14 protein-coding genes are annotated in these 13,338 nt (G+C 62.8%); 4 read left to right on the forward strand and 10 right to left on the reverse strand.

Annotated features, from left to right (window positions below):
* Positions 1-74: 74 nt before the first annotated feature.
* A complete protein-coding gene (locus VSR82_RS22980) occupies positions 75-872 on the reverse strand; it encodes a hypothetical protein (RefSeq protein WP_429463354.1) in 798 nt (265 codons plus the stop codon).
* A 361-nt stretch (positions 873-1,233) separates the two neighbouring features.
* Here VSR82_RS22980 and VSR82_RS22985 point away from each other — a divergent pair, with 361 nt between their 5' ends.
* Positions 1,234-2,340 (forward strand): transglutaminase domain-containing protein, encoded by a 1,107-nt coding sequence (locus VSR82_RS22985; protein WP_429463352.1) that lies wholly within the window; start codon positions 1,234-1,236, stop codon positions 2,338-2,340.
* Positions 2,341-2,816: 476 nt separating this feature from the next.
* Here VSR82_RS22985 and VSR82_RS22990 read toward each other — a convergent pair whose 3' ends face one another.
* From VSR82_RS22990 to VSR82_RS23010, 5 genes are all read right to left on the reverse strand, one after another.
* A complete protein-coding gene (locus VSR82_RS22990) occupies positions 2,817-3,971 on the reverse strand; it encodes a WD40/YVTN/BNR-like repeat-containing protein (RefSeq protein WP_498858095.1) in 1,155 nt (384 codons plus the stop codon).
* A 32-nt stretch (positions 3,972-4,003) separates the two neighbouring features.
* Positions 4,004-4,273, reverse strand: a complete 270-nt coding sequence (locus VSR82_RS22995; RefSeq protein WP_013093592.1) for a MoaD/ThiS family protein — start codon at positions 4,271-4,273, stop codon at positions 4,004-4,006.
* A 90-nt stretch (positions 4,274-4,363) separates the two neighbouring features.
* Complete coding sequence (locus tag VSR82_RS23000; RefSeq protein ID WP_429463348.1) at positions 4,364-5,281, reverse strand: DMT family transporter; 918 nt, start codon at positions 5,279-5,281, stop codon at positions 4,364-4,366.
* Complete coding sequence (locus VSR82_RS23005; RefSeq protein ID WP_410848355.1) at positions 5,278-6,198, reverse strand: bifunctional helix-turn-helix transcriptional regulator/GNAT family N-acetyltransferase; 921 nt, start codon at positions 6,196-6,198, stop codon at positions 5,278-5,280. The genes VSR82_RS23000 and VSR82_RS23005 overlap by 4 nt, the downstream gene beginning before the upstream one ends.
* On the reverse strand, positions 6,084-6,641 hold the full coding sequence (locus VSR82_RS23010) for an SLAC1 family transporter (RefSeq protein ID WP_429463346.1): 558 nt from the start codon (positions 6,639-6,641) through the stop codon (positions 6,084-6,086). The genes VSR82_RS23005 and VSR82_RS23010 overlap by 115 nt, the downstream gene beginning before the upstream one ends.
* Positions 6,642-6,767: 126 nt before the next feature.
* Between VSR82_RS23010 and VSR82_RS23015 the strand changes: the two genes are divergently transcribed.
* Complete coding sequence (locus tag VSR82_RS23015) at positions 6,768-7,118, forward strand: BON domain-containing protein (RefSeq protein WP_368581426.1); 351 nt, start codon at positions 6,768-6,770, stop codon at positions 7,116-7,118.
* A gap of 228 nt (positions 7,119-7,346) precedes the next feature.
* Complete coding sequence (locus VSR82_RS23020) at positions 7,347-7,658, forward strand: high-potential iron-sulfur protein (protein ID WP_429463344.1); 312 nt, start codon at positions 7,347-7,349, stop codon at positions 7,656-7,658.
* A 67-nt stretch (positions 7,659-7,725) separates the two neighbouring features.
* Here VSR82_RS23020 and VSR82_RS23025 read toward each other — a convergent pair whose 3' ends face one another.
* Together VSR82_RS23025 and trpS are read right to left on the reverse strand one after the other, a co-directional pair.
* Complete coding sequence (locus VSR82_RS23025) at positions 7,726-7,851, reverse strand: hypothetical protein (RefSeq protein WP_260332324.1); 126 nt, start codon at positions 7,849-7,851, stop codon at positions 7,726-7,728.
* 619 nt (positions 7,852-8,470) lie between these two features.
* Positions 8,471-9,487, reverse strand: a complete 1,017-nt coding sequence (gene trpS, locus VSR82_RS23030) for a tryptophan--tRNA ligase (RefSeq protein WP_429463684.1) — start codon at positions 9,485-9,487, stop codon at positions 8,471-8,473.
* Between the two features lie 302 nt (positions 9,488-9,789).
* Here trpS and VSR82_RS23035 point away from each other — a divergent pair, with 302 nt between their 5' ends.
* Complete coding sequence (locus VSR82_RS23035; protein ID WP_429463340.1) at positions 9,790-10,170, forward strand: hypothetical protein; 381 nt, start codon at positions 9,790-9,792, stop codon at positions 10,168-10,170.
* Here the strand turns inward: VSR82_RS23035 and VSR82_RS23040 are convergent.
* Both VSR82_RS23040 and VSR82_RS23045 read right to left on the reverse strand, forming a co-directional pair.
* A complete protein-coding gene (locus VSR82_RS23040) occupies positions 10,163-11,884 on the reverse strand; it encodes a dihydroxy-acid dehydratase (protein WP_429463339.1) in 1,722 nt (573 codons plus the stop codon). The two genes, VSR82_RS23035 and VSR82_RS23040, sit on opposite strands and share 8 nt — an antisense overlap.
* The gene (locus VSR82_RS23045; RefSeq protein WP_429463337.1) at positions 11,881-13,335 is read right to left on the reverse strand and encodes an NAD-dependent succinate-semialdehyde dehydrogenase; all 1,455 of its coding nucleotides are present in this window, start codon (positions 13,333-13,335) and stop codon (positions 11,881-11,883) included. Before VSR82_RS23045 ends, VSR82_RS23040 begins: the two co-directional genes overlap by 4 nt.
* Positions 13,336-13,338: the final 3 nt, after the last annotated feature.

Here is a 13,338-nt window from a genome sequence, read left to right on the forward strand (position 1 = left end):
AGCAATGAACCTCCGGTTAAGGCAGCGCTTGATTTACAACCGCCCTGAAGGAACCGCGCAGTTCAGCCGGGGCTTCATGTGTCTGGCTTGGGGCCCCTGACCGCAGCGAAGCGGCGTTGTATCGCGACGAGTTGGTCGTCCGTGGTCGCTACCAGCCACAAGCGTGCGTGCTCCTCGATTTTCCGGTTGTGGTCCTTCAGCGGCCCCATCGAGGTCGCAGCCTTCCAGACCACCGGGCCCACCCGGGTACTCCTGCCGGACGGCGCGCCTACCAGCAGGCAGTAAGGTCCAAGCGGAAGCGATACGAACGGTACCGCTGGACTCCCTCGCGTGCGCCAGTCGATGAAGGGCGTCTCGCTGATAAGCAGCGGCATGGCCAGACCGTAAAGCACGCTGAAATCGTACAGCGCCAGTTGCTTGCGCAGGCCCGCGTAACCGCGCCGGATGTCAGCGATGACTGCCGCGCGGATTTCATCCTCGAACATCGGCTCGTTCGCATAGCGCGCGAATGCCTCCCGCGCGTCCGACTGATATGCGCTGAACACCCCGAGCTCCACGCAGTCCTGAACCGCGCGGTGGATCTCCGCTACCGAGCCGGCCTCATCTGGCTTGCCCAATTGCGCTGCCCGCAAAAACCGGGCAAGTCCCGCTTCCTGGATCGGCGGGCCATCCGCAGATGTGTCGTCGTCAGCGTCCGGATCGAGCGGCACGTAGATATATTTTTCGGCCGCAAAGCGCGATTTCTTGCCTTCATCAAACTTGATTTCGCCATCGATACAGTCCAGATAGCGAGTCCCGATTCGTCCATGCTCCCAGATCCAGTTCTTCAGGAGCGGGCGGAGTGGATGCAACGTGTCGTGCTCAGCAGCCATTCAAGCCTCCCAATGCTCTCGGATAGTTCCGCGCGGTCGCCTGTTTCGTCGAGGATCCCCATCAGCGATGGTAACGGAGACACGGCCTCCAGCTTCCGTCAACTCAAAGTGTGCGAGTGACGCCAACAGGTATCGCGTGTCTGTTGGGCGATGGGCGTCAAGGGGCGTTTGCGGCGCCCGAACCGCAAAGCCAATTTCCTTGTAAATCAATGAGGTAGAGAAATATGACGAATTGGCACGTCGCGTGCAGTGTTGGGTCCAGCCAGCGTTGCCCTGCGCTGAATGGCGTAAGACGCCATCCCAGGGACTTCGAAAACACTGTCGCGCATCGGCGTCCGGTGTGGCTTCCTGGAGTCTACCTATGCCACTCGCTCGACTGCTCCTCTGCTTTCTCCAGTGCTCGCTCGCAGCCGCGGTACTGTTGCCGGTCGTCGCCGGCGCCGCGATCCTGCCAGACGCATCGCAACGCTATGCGTCCGGCACGCTCGACGCGAGCCCCAGCGATTCGGCGACGCCTCACGAGCTGAAAGCCGGCATCGAGCGCCTACGCACCGGGACGTGGTGGGAAGCCAACCGCAAAATACGCCCGGAACTCGCGCAAGTCGGCGACCTGATGTTCCTGCTGCCGCTTGCCGACAGGCAGCTCGAACCATCGTCGGATGCGATCGGCCGCGTGCAGCGCCTGCGCGAGGCGCTGCGCGGACACCTGATGCGCGAACCCGCCGGCTGGACCCGTCTCGTTACGCAGGTGCGGGCAGAGCGCGCGAAGGCCGGCGATGCGTCAGCCGTGCTGCTCGCTGACGCGCTCGTCAACGAGGTCCGCTACCGCGACGGAACCGACGGCAGCTACTACACGCCGGCACGATTCTTTGCCGAAAGCGGCGTATGCAAGGATTTCGCCGTCGCCAAATACCTGCTGCTGCGCGACGCGGGTTTCGAGATCGAGCGGCTGCGTCTCGTGTCGCTCGCGCCGCGCTACAACAACACGCCGGACGACTGGCACGTGATCCTCGTCGTGCGGATCGATGGCGCGAGCGAACCGCTCGCACTGGATTCACCGAACGCGAAGCGCGCCGCCGATGCGTCCAACGAGACATCGGCTTCGAGCGGTCCGTCCACGCTGCTCGGTGCAATCCTCGCCGGCCGCGAGCGCGCCGACGCGGTGCTGCGTGCGCCCGCCGGACCGCTTGCCGCACCGCTCAGCCGGTCTGGCCAGGCGCGGCGGCCGCTGGCGACAGTGTTCAACGAACTGGGCAGCCGGTCGTTCGAACGCGCTGCGCCGGGCGCGCTGCGGCGCGCGTCGGCGGCCGGGCGAAGCCCGAACGCGATGTATGTCGACGAAATGGGCGAGTCGTGGACAGTCGACGGCTCCGGCACGTTTCCGAAGTGGCGCGTCGCCGTTGACCAGGCAGACGCGCTGGCGAAGCCGGGTCCGGCGGCAAGATTGATACGCGTGGCGGCACGTTGACCGAGGTGGGCATGGCGCGCCACCTGCACAGTGGAATCCCGCCGCCCCGGAACATCCGGTATTGCCCTTCGCCTCGCAGTACGGTGAACAACTCGCTCTCGTCCGCTAGCTCCTCGCATAGCGAACGGGCCCGCGTATAGGCGTCGAGCACTTCTTTGGCAGCCCAGCCCTTCGCCGCCATCATCGTCACGCCCATGACCTTTTAATAATCGAGTTCATGCCTGAGCAGCGCCGGCGTGCGAGGTAAGGTCCGGACGATGTCGAGTCCCCGGTTCAGATACCGGTGGCAATACATCATTTCTGGTGTGCAGGAACCGCGCTTTAGTCATGCCCTCGGCAGCATGATTACCGCGAACCAGGTGTCCCGGATCGAAACTGCGATGGCACCAATCATGAGTTAGCGCGCGCGACGGGCCGCTGCGGAAATTCGCGCGGTCCGTCCCATTGCCCGCCCTCGATCTTCTGACGCAGGTCCCTCATCCAAACCGGACACAATAGACAGGCGGCAAATGCGCCGAAATCAATTGCCAGTTTTCGCCACCGTCGTCGGACGTCCAGAGCGAACCGGTGGTCGACCCCATCGCGAGGCGCATGCCAGTGTCATCTACCGCGAGCCCGTGCCGATACACAAGGTCATACGCCGGTGTTTGCGGCAACCCGCTCGAGAAGCGTTCGAACGTGCGGCCGCCGTCGCGTGTGCGCGTGACGACGAATTGGCCGTCCACCGGAATGCGGCACTGGTCTTTCACGGCAGGCACGAACCACGCGGTGTCCGGGTCGCGCGGATGGACGGCAACCGCGAAGCCGAAGCTCGACGGCTGCGCTTCGATCCGCTGCCAGTGAGCCGCACCGTCGATCGAGCGGAAGATGGCGCAGTGATGCTGAGTCCACAGCGCATCCGGGTTTGCCGGACATTGCACGACGCGGTGCGGGTCTTGCACGTTGGCTTCGCCGCGCCGCTCCGGCGGCATGTAGTCGGCTTCCATGCCCTCGGCACTCACGCGCCAGCTCGCGCCGCCGTCGTCGGTTTGCCAGACGCCGCCGCACGACACACCGATCGTCACGTGCCGGCTGTCGCGCGGATCGACCATCACGGAATGGATTCCCGCCGCGTCGTAGCCGCCTCCGAACCATTCACGGCGCTCCGGGCGATCCCACAGCGCGCGGTTGAGCACCCATGTGTCGCCGCCATCGCCGGAACGGAAAAGCCCGCCCGGAATCGTGCCGGCCCACAAGACACCCGGCTCGTCCGGGCCGCCTGTTTCGAGCGACCAGATCTGCTGAAGCGTCCAGGGAGTGGCCGGCCGGCTGGGCGCGGCTTCGTCATCGCTGTCGGCGCCTGCGCTCGCGTGCGCGCCGTCTGCGGCAGGCGTCTCGTCGGCAGGCTGCGGCGGGTAGACCGGAACCGCGCACTCTTCCCAATCCGTCATGCCCGCGCGCCGGCGATGCAGCTTCACGCCGAAGTGGCCAAGATTGAGCGCCGCATACAGCGAGCTGTCGCGGGGATCGGGCAGCACCATACTCACTGGCTCGCCGGCGAAATGCAGATCGCCGACGTGCCAGCCGCGCTCACCGTCGGCTCTGACATCGAACAGGCCCTTGCGGGTCGCGACAAGCAATCGATCGCTCATATCGAGTGACTCCTCGAGTACTGATGGCCCTCTCACCCGCCCGACAGCGCCTGAACCACGTAAACCCGGCTTTGCTCGCCGAGCGCGTCGGACAGATGTTCCCGGTCGTGGACCCGCCGGCCGTCGACGAACACCGCGAGATGCGGTCGCAGCGAGCCCTGATCGTCAAGGATGTAGCCGCGCAGTCGAGGCTGCGCGACGAACACGGCTTCGAGCGCTTCGCCGAGTGTGCGCGCGTCGATCTCGCGCTCGGGCGTTGCGATATGCCGCTGAATCGAAGCTGCGAAAAAGATATGCGCCATGGCCGGATAGAGTCGCGGGGACGACAGCGTCCGTCGGTTCTGTAGTCTAGGCGATTCCCCGCTTTCGGTTGAGTTGCGCGATGACCGCTATTAACGCCGCGCTGCACGCCGCATGCCGGATCGTCTCAGCCAAGGCGGTGCCTCGCTCACCGCCAGCTTGAGACCCATGACGACGATCGCTATCGAAACGAGTAACGGCATCGACGGCGGCCGCCGCGCGATGAACAGTTCGATGGCCGCAGCCGTGACCGGCCCGAGCGCCTGAAACGCGACGACGCGGCTCGCATCGATACGCGCGAGCGCCCACAGCAGACAAAAATATCCGATGCCGCTCGATAAGCCAATGACGCCGACGTTCGCCCATTGCGTTGCGCTCAAGCCGGGCACGAGCGGCTGCGAGGCCAAAGCGCACCATACCGCGAGAAAGACGACCGCGGCGGTCATCGCCAATGTGCTGGTGGGCAGCGCCGGATAGCGTTGCACATACGGCCGGTACATGATGCTGCACACCGCGCCGATCAACGTCGCGCCGAACAAAGCAGCGAATGCGGGGGCCGTGCTCGGATGCGCGCCGGTAGGTGAAGCGGACGCAGCCAACAGCAACGCGATGCCGCAAACCGCAAGCGCCAGGCCGGCGAGCTTGGTCCAGCGAAAGACCTCGCGGCCGATCACGATTGCGAAAATCATCGTAAAAAGCGGCATGGTCGAGAACACGAGCGCGCAGCTAGCGGCGGACAATGTTTGCAACGCATCATTGATCAGCACGATCAGCAGCGCGAACTGAAAAACGCCAAGCACGGCGATCGCGACCGCGTCTTTCAGCGCGAAGCGCGGCCGCGGGCCGCACAGCACCGGGATGGCGAGTACCAGCGTGCCGATCAGGTACCGAAGAAAAGCGAGCGTTGGCGGCGATGCATCGCTCGACACCGCGCGCGTCGACACCATTGCGACACCGACCAGCACACCTGTGATCGCAGCGGCCGACGACGCCTTGCCATCCACCTTCACAGATCGAGCGCCCAGTTCTGACCGATCAGGTCCTTGCCGAAGCTGTGATGCGGCTCCTCCTCTACCAGCGTGAAACCCGCCCTTTCATAAATGCGGCGAGCGTCGGTGAGGACACTGTTGGTCCACAGTACGAGTTTCCGGTAACCGGCGTAGCGCGCGAAGCGGATGCACTCGTCGACCAGACGCTGGCCGATGCCGAGGCCACGCGCGCTTGCTTCGACGGCAAGCAGCCGCAGCTTCGCGGTCGTGTCGTCCTGCCGTACCACGAACACCGAGCCGACCGGCTTGCCGTCTTTCTCGGCGATCCAGCAGCGTTCGCGCTTCGGATCGAATTCGCGGACGAACTTCGCGACGATTTCAGCGACCAGCGCCTCGTACTCTGCGTTCCAGCCGAACTCCCGCGCGTACAGCACGGCTTGCCGATGCACGATCCAGCCCATGTCGCCCGGTTGCGGCTCGCGCAGAATGAAGCCCGGCTCCGGATCGCTCAGCAGCGTGCGGATCTGTTCCATCGCGTCGACCAGTTGCTGCTGGGCGGTTTGCGGCAGCCGCTCGAGCATCGCGATGACCTCGCGCTGCGATGCTTGATCGAGCGGCGCAAAGGTCGCGCGGCCCTGCTCCGTCAGTTCCAGATGCGCAACGCGCGCATCCGCCGCCGAGCGCGATTTGACGACGAGGCCTTTCTTTTCGAAGCCCGAGATCACGCGGCTCAGATAGCCAGCATTGAGGCCCAGTTCGCGGCACAGGTCCGACGTCGTGAGGTCCGTGCGGTGCGCGAGCTCATACAGGATGCGGACCTCGGTCAGCGAAAACTCGCTTTCGAGCAGATGCTCGTGCAGCACGCCGATCTGGCGCGTATAGAAACGGTTGAAGCTGCGAACGGTTTGCGCACGCTGGTCGACGGTGACATCGGACATGATTGCACCTTTATATTTGCCTCAGGCAAATTATTATATGCCTCAGGCAAATATGTCAACGACCGAGCAACTGGGTGAACGATGCTTTCGACGGTAACGCGAGCCACGAAACTGAGAAAGTGAAACCGGGTGGCCTCGGCGTACAGGCAGGTCGCGGCGGCGTACATGCCGAGTGGGAAGACGCCCGACCATTCAGCCGCCGTATAGCGAATTGGCTCGCCGACGATCACGTGCTTTTCGATGAAAAGCGCGGCGAGCAGAGGAATCCAGAATGTCGCCATGAACCAGCACGCACTGGTCAGGACCCTCAGCACCAGGTAGTCGTCGCGGGGCCAACCCGCCAGGTTATGCCCTGCCAGAATGAGACGGCTGCCGGCCAACGTCGTAATGACCATCGCTCCCATGTTGATCCACCACGGCTCCGTGAGGTCGGCGGCCGTCACGGGACACGAAGCACCATCGGTAGAAAATCAGTGTGACGCCGTATACTCGACAAGCCGGACCGCTTCGTCCAGATGAAGTGAATGTACGAATGTTTCATTCAGAGCTTGTTCAGGAAATCGACTTCAATGCGAAACACGCCCTACATCCAAGGCCGGTTACTGATCGTCGCGATGTTCGCTCTGCCCGCGTTCGTGTTCACGAGCGGCTGTAAGTCGACGACCACAGCGAGACCGTCCGCGACCGCGCCGACGGCAGTCGCCACTGACGACGCCACGCTCGCCGGCCGCGTGAAGCAGGCGCTTGCCGCGGACTCCACGCTACGTTCGTTGCCGATCAGCGTGGCAACGTACCGAGGCGTCGTGCAGTTGTCGGGAGACGTGGATTCACAGGCTCAGATTCTGGAAGCCCTTGCGGTGACCCACAGCGTGCCGGGGGTGCAATCCGTGAGCAACGATCTGCACCTGAAGTCGCAATGACATGCGTTCGCCGGTGGACGGATAACTCGAGAGTCACGCGGGATCGCGCACGTACCACTTTGAATATATCTCAAAGTGATATGTCGACCGGCAGGCCGGCTGCGAAACCGGTGTTCAACAATCGAAAGGTATGCTGATTGCTCATGTGTTATGACGAGGCGGTTCGCGATTGACCGGTTCAGTGTCACTTTGCGGCCGTCTGATTGTGTCTCGAAAGGAGTTTCGATCGTGTCGCTCTCTCGCCGTCATTTCATGATACTTGCCGCATCCGTTGCCTCAACGACCGTTCTCTCGACGAAGTCAAACGCGGACGCGCCCGTGCTCGCCGAAAACGATCCGACCGCGCAGGCGCTCGGATACAAGATGGACGCGTCGAAGGTCGACAAGTCGAAATTCCCTCGGTACCAGACAGGGCAGACTTGCGCCAATTGCCAACTGTATCAGGGCAAACCCGGTTCCACGAATGGGCCGTGCCCGACCTATGGGGGCAAGCTGGTCGAAGCAAAAGGATGGTGTAACGCCTACGTGAAAAAGGCGTAATTTACAAACTGCGAGTGTTGAACGAGAACCGTCACGCACCGCAAGCAACAACAAGCCCGCCTTCCGTTCAGCACCATATCACCTGGTCATATCCAACCGTGCGCCGGTAGACGTGCGTGGCGTTCCAGTTGCACGTCGTGTATTCCATGTACGCATTGGTAAGAACAACGATCCAGTGTGACAGCGTTTGCATCACGATCTCCATAGGTCGGAAAATGCCCTTGAGGCTCCTGAGGCGCAACATTTCCATGATTTGTTGAGCTCATCATCGCCTTCTGCGGCAGCAACCGATTCTTCGAAGACCTGAATCGACCCAGAGCCAAAAACCGCCAATGAAAAAAATGGCGAACCGTTGTCGCGATGCAGCATTGAAGCGACCCCGGCAACGGAGAGCGATGCATGATGTGACTCATGCTGCCGGTTGTGTCCCGACGCGGCAATTGCGAAATCCGCCACCGCGATTGCTGATTCCTGCCGTCGTCGAAAATTGATCGCTCGCGCCTTCGTCAGACGGATCGTTTCGTACCAGGGGCTTTACTATGTCGACCACCTTTTACGTCACGCCTGGAACGTGCCGCGCGTCGCGTGTCCTGCATCGCGTCGACTAAATTCTCCAACTGCGTAGCGACACGATCCGCGCCTAAACCTTGCGCCGCGATCTGGGCACCCTCGAAGCACAGATGGAGGATCATCGCGCAATGTTCGGGATGTCCAAGCCCGGCCTCGCCGCACGAACACCACGTATTTGTCGTCGCTGCCTTTTACCTTGAACATATGAAGCGGGCGAGCGCGCCACGGCCGATCCCCTCTGTTCAGCGCTGAAAGTACGTCAAGCCCAACGCGCTTTTGACCTCTGACAAAGTTTCTCCCGCCACCTCCCGCGCGCGCATCGTCCCGCGACGCAGGATCGCAAGCACCTCGGCCGGGTCTTCCTCCAACTCGCGACGGCGTGTGCGAATCGGTTCAATGAGTGACTGGAGCCGCTCGTTCAGCACGCGCTTGATCACGCTATCGCCAAGTCCACCCCGCCGATAGTGGGATTTCAGTTCGTCGACTTTCTGCACGTCCGGCTCGAATGCATCGAGAAACGCGAACACGACATTGCCTTCCACCTGACCAGGATCGCTGACTCGCAAGTGGTTCTGGTCGGTGTACATGTTGTTGACTGCCTTGGTGATTTCGTCCGGCGTGGCGCCTAGTGCGATGGCGTTCCCGAGGGACTTGCTCATCTTGGCTTTGCCATCGATACCGGGTAATCGCGTGACCTGTGACAGCACCGCCTCGCATTCGACCAGCACGGGTCGGTCGACGGTGCTGTTAAAGCGCCGCACCAATTCGTTGGTCTGCTCGATCATCGGTAGCTGGTCATCGCCCACGGGTACGTGGGTTGCCTTGAACGCGGTGATATCAGCCGCCTGACTGACCGGATACGTGAGGAAGCCCGCCGGGATGTCGCGCTCGAAACCGCGCAGGCGAATCTCCTCCTTGATGGTCGGGTTTCGCTCGAGGCGCGCGACCGTCACGACGTTCAGCAGATACTGAAACAGCTCGGCCAGTTCTGGTACCTGGGACTGGATGAAGATGGTCGACTTCGCTGGGTCGATGCCCACCGCAAGATAGTCGAGCGCTACTTCGATGACGTTCTGGGTAACCTTCTGATGCCGGCCCACGTTGTCGGTTAACGCCTGCGTGTCAGCAAGAAGCAGGAACTGCTGCGCCTCATGCTGAAGTTGAACGCGCGCAAGCAGCGAGCCGATATAGTGGCCGAGGTGAAGCGGGCCGGTGGTGCGGTCACCGGTCAAGATCGTGGGGCGGTTGGTGTGTGTCATGGACAGGAGGCTCCTGGTTTGGATGCCACCAGCCACGAGCGCGCAGAAACGAAAATGCCGCCAGGACTGGCGGCATCATGTTTGCAAATATGCGTGTGTGTGTGGAAACGGGCCGCCGGATTCAGGCGTGCCACCAACGGTGCAGTTTCAGCGAGGTCGGTTTCGTATCCATGGCATCGAGTATAACGCAGCCTCAAACAAATTTGCCCGATGTCGGCGACGCGTACGAGAGTGACGCGCTACGTGCAGGCGCGAAAAAGGGAAAGTGATACGATTGTCGGGCGTCCGATCAGGAGACGAATATGCCCATCTATCAGATCACTCGCAGTGTTCTGGAGCGCGTCGCCCAGGCGGTATCGCGCGCCTTCCACGATGACGCTATCTACAGCGAAGAGGCTGCGGCGGACGGTCGGTTGAACGTGCTGCTAGTGCGCAACCCGGCCGGGCCCGATACCCCCTACATTTCGCTTCGCTTCCCCGGTGACCTGCTGGGTCGCCTCGAAACACTGGGGCCCAAGCAAACCGCGATAGTCGGCAATCACATTCGAAACATTGTTTCGGCCCGTCTTGCCGAGTACCGGAACGCGTCCGACGCCGGAACGCTGAGCCGGAACGCCCCCTTCCCGATCGAATTCGACGAGCGCATGTTCGACGACACCGCTGGGGCGGATGACCCTACTTGAGCTCGTCGGCAGGAAATGCCGTGAGGAAATCAAAGTCGCATCCTGCCGCGGCGGATAGCACGTGATCGTGATAAAGCCGCTGGTAACCGCGCGCATACATTCCTTCCGCCGGACGAAACTCACTGGCACGATGCGCCAGCTCGGTCTCGTCAACCAGTAGATCGATCCGCTTGTCGCGCGCCGACAGCCGGATCCGGTCGCCGTTGCGCACTAGCGCCAGCGGGCCGCCGAGCGCCGCCTCTGGCGTCACGTGAAGCACGATCGTCCCGTATGCAGTGCCCGACATGCGCGCATCGGAAATCCGCACCATGTCCTTCACCCCCGCCCGTGCAAGTTTCTGCGGAATCGGCAGATAGCCGGCTTCGGGCATGCCTGAAGCACTGCGCGGCCCCGCGTTCTGCAATACGAGGATGTCGTCCGCGCGAACGTCCAGATCAGGGGCGTCGATGCGCGCGGCCAGATCTTCGAGCGAGGTAAATACCACCGCGCGCCCTTCGTGTTCCAGCAGTTCGGGAGTCGCGGCGGCGCGCTTCAGCACCGCGCCGCCGGGGGCAAGACTACCGTTCAGAACGATCAGGCCGCCCTCGGCACTGATCGGTTGCTCGGTCGAGCGGATCACGGCCGTATCGATCGGATCGGCAAGCGGCTTGTTCAAACGCTCATCGAGGCTCTGCCCGGCGATGTCGCGACAGGTCAGATCGAGTTGGGGCATCAAGCCGCGCAGAACACCCTCCAGCCCGCCTGCAGCATGAAAATCCTCCATGTAGCCGTTGCCTACCGGCTTGAGATCCACGAGTACCGGCGTTTCATCCGACAGCCGGTTGAACTCGTCGTAATCGATCTTCAGTCCGATACGACCGGCGATCGCCGCCAGATGAATCACGGCGTTGGTCGAACCGGAGACCGCCAGCAGCACACGCAACGCGTTGCGCACCGATGCGGGCGTCACGATCTCGGCCGGTTTCGGTCCGCCATCGAGGGCCATGCGCGCAACCAGCGCTCCGGTCTCCTCGCAATTGCGCAGTCGATCCGCATGCACGGCCGGAATCGCCGCCGACCCGGGCAGCATCATGCCCAGCGTTTCCGCAATCAGCGCCATGGTCGACGCCGTACCCATGACCGCACACGTTCCCGAGGTGACGGCCAAACGCCCCTCCACCTGCCTGATCTCCTGCTCCGGGACTTTCCCCGCGCGGAAATTCGACCAGAAGCGGCGGCAGTCCGTGCAGGCGCCAAGCCGCTCGCCGCGATGCCGTCCGGTCATCATCGGACCGGCCACCACCATGGCCGCGGGCCGCCCTGCGGAGATCGCGCCCATCAACATTGCCGGTACGGTTTTGTCGCATCCGCCGAGCATTACCACCGCATCCATCGGCTGGGCGCGGATCATTTCCTCGACGGCCATCGCCATCAGATTGCGATAGACCAGCGAAGTCGGCGAAAGGAATACCTCGCCAAGCGAAATCACCGGAAACACCACCGGCAACGCGCCCGCCGCGAGCACGCCGCGTTCGACCGCCTTGATCATTTCGGGGAAGTGGCGATGGCAGTTGTTGAAACCACTCTCCGACGTGCAGATCCCGACGATCGGCTTGTCGAGCGATTCGCCGGTGTAGCCCATCGATTTGGCAAACGACCGGCGCAGATAGCGCGCGAAGTCGTGATCACCGTAGTTCGTCAGGCCATTGTTCAGGCCACGCGGTTTTTGGTTCATGTCCCATTCCTTACGATCAGGCGATGACGGATGTATTTGGGCGTCAGGTAGTCCAGTATGCCAAGGCTGCCGCCCTCGCGGCCAAAGCCCGATTCCTTGATACCACCGAAGGGCGCCTCGGCCGTCGCCAACAGCGTCTCATTGATGCCGACCATGCCTGCCTCGAGCGCTTCCGCGGTCATCGCGGCCAGTGCCGAGTTGTGCGTGAAGACGTAGGCCGCCAGACCAAATTCCGTTGCATTGGCGCGCGCGATCACGTCCGCGAGGTCGTGGAAAGCCGCAATCGGCGCAACGGGTGCAAACGGCTCCTCGCACATGATCCTCGCGTCGTCGGGAACGTCAACCAGCACGGTCGGCTCGATGAAATGTCCTCGTTCGAGATATGGCGGCCGTTGCCCGCCAGCCAATACTCGCGCACCACGGCCGCGGGCATCCTCGATCAGCGACAGTGCGCTCTCTACCGCGCGGGCGCGAATCATCGGACCAAGGGTGGTTTCGGGGTCACGCCCATCCCCTATCCTGAGTTCCCTCGCAACGGCCGCAAACGTCTCGGCAAACGGCGTCAGAATCGAGCGGTGCACATAGAAACGCGACGGCGAGATGCACACCTGACCACAATTGCGGAACTTGGTCGTTGCGAGCTTTTTCGCGCTTTCCACAGGGTCCGCGTCGGCATGGACGATCACGGGTGCATGTCCGCCCAACTCCATCGTAACCTTCTTCACGTGATCGGCGGCGAGCCGCAAGATCTCCTTGCCGACCGGCACCGACCCCGTCAGCGACACCTTGCGGATCACCGCGGATTGAACCAGCCGGGCCACCATCGGTTTGGCGTGACCGGTCAGGATGCCAAGCACCGCGGCCGGCAAGCCCGCATCGAGCAGAACCTGCCCGAGCGCCATGCAACTCCCCGGCGCTTCCGAAGCCGGACGCGCGATCACGCTACAGCCGGCCGCCAGCGCCGCGGCGATCTTGCGCGCCGGCAGCAACATCGGGAAATTCCATGCCGACAGCGCGAGGCACGGACCCACTGGCTGATACCCGACGGCAAGCCGCTCGTCGACATGGCGCCCGGCAATAGTGTGTCCGTAGATGCGCTTGGCCTCTTCCGCATACCACTCGAACTGATCCGCGCTCGCATTGATTTCGCCACGCGCCTCGAGCAATGGTTTGCCGGTCTCGCCGCTCATCAGGAACGCGTACGTGTCAATCCGGGCTCTCAGTAGGTCCGCTGCACGGCGCAGCACCGCGGCCCGCTCCCACGCCGACGTCTTCGACCACAGCGCGAACCCGCGCCCGGCTGCCGCAAGCGCAGCCGCTTCGTCGGCTTCGGTCGCTGCCGGCACGCTGCCAACCAGCTCGCCGGTCGCCGGACTTCTGACTTCGATACATGCGCCGTCGGACGCACCGCGCCACGCGCCATCGATTAGCAGGCCACCAGATTCGTACATGCT

The sequence above is a fragment of the Burkholderia sp. JPY481 genome (assembly GCF_038900515.1).
Classification (GTDB): domain Bacteria; phylum Pseudomonadota; class Gammaproteobacteria; order Burkholderiales; family Burkholderiaceae; genus Paraburkholderia; species Paraburkholderia youngii.

Bases quoted from the DNA above. Each gene is read 5' to 3' on its own strand.
- VSR82_RS22980 (WP_429463354.1), bottom strand. From the start codon at position 872: ATGGCTGCTGAGCACGACACGTTGCATCCACTCCGCCCGCTCCTGAAG.
- VSR82_RS22985 (WP_429463352.1), top strand. From the start codon at position 1,234: ATGCCACTCGCTCGACTGCTCCTCTGCTTTCTCCAGTGCTCGCTCGCA.
- VSR82_RS22990 (WP_498858095.1), bottom strand. From the start codon at position 3,971: ATGAGCGATCGATTGCTTGTCGCGACCCGCAAGGGCCTGTTCGATGTC.
- VSR82_RS22995 (WP_013093592.1), bottom strand. From the start codon at position 4,273: ATGGCGCATATCTTTTTCGCAGCTTCGATTCAGCGGCATATCGCAACG.
- VSR82_RS23005 (WP_410848355.1), bottom strand. From the start codon at position 6,198: ATGTCCGATGTCACCGTCGACCAGCGTGCGCAAACCGTTCGCAGCTTC.
- VSR82_RS23015 (WP_368581426.1), top strand. From the start codon at position 6,768: ATGCGAAACACGCCCTACATCCAAGGCCGGTTACTGATCGTCGCGATG.
- VSR82_RS23025 (WP_260332324.1), bottom strand. From the start codon at position 7,851: ATGCAAACGCTGTCACACTGGATCGTTGTTCTTACCAATGCGTACATG.
- trpS (WP_429463684.1), bottom strand. From the start codon at position 9,487: ATGACACACACCAACCGCCCCACGATCTTGACCGGTGACCGCACCACC.
- VSR82_RS23035 (WP_429463340.1), top strand. From the start codon at position 9,790: ATGCCCATCTATCAGATCACTCGCAGTGTTCTGGAGCGCGTCGCCCAG.
- VSR82_RS23040 (WP_429463339.1), bottom strand. From the start codon at position 11,884: ATGAACCAAAAACCGCGTGGCCTGAACAATGGCCTGACGAACTACGGT.
- VSR82_RS23045 (WP_429463337.1), bottom strand. From the start codon at position 13,335: ATGTACGAATCTGGTGGCCTGCTAATCGATGGCGCGTGGCGCGGTGCG.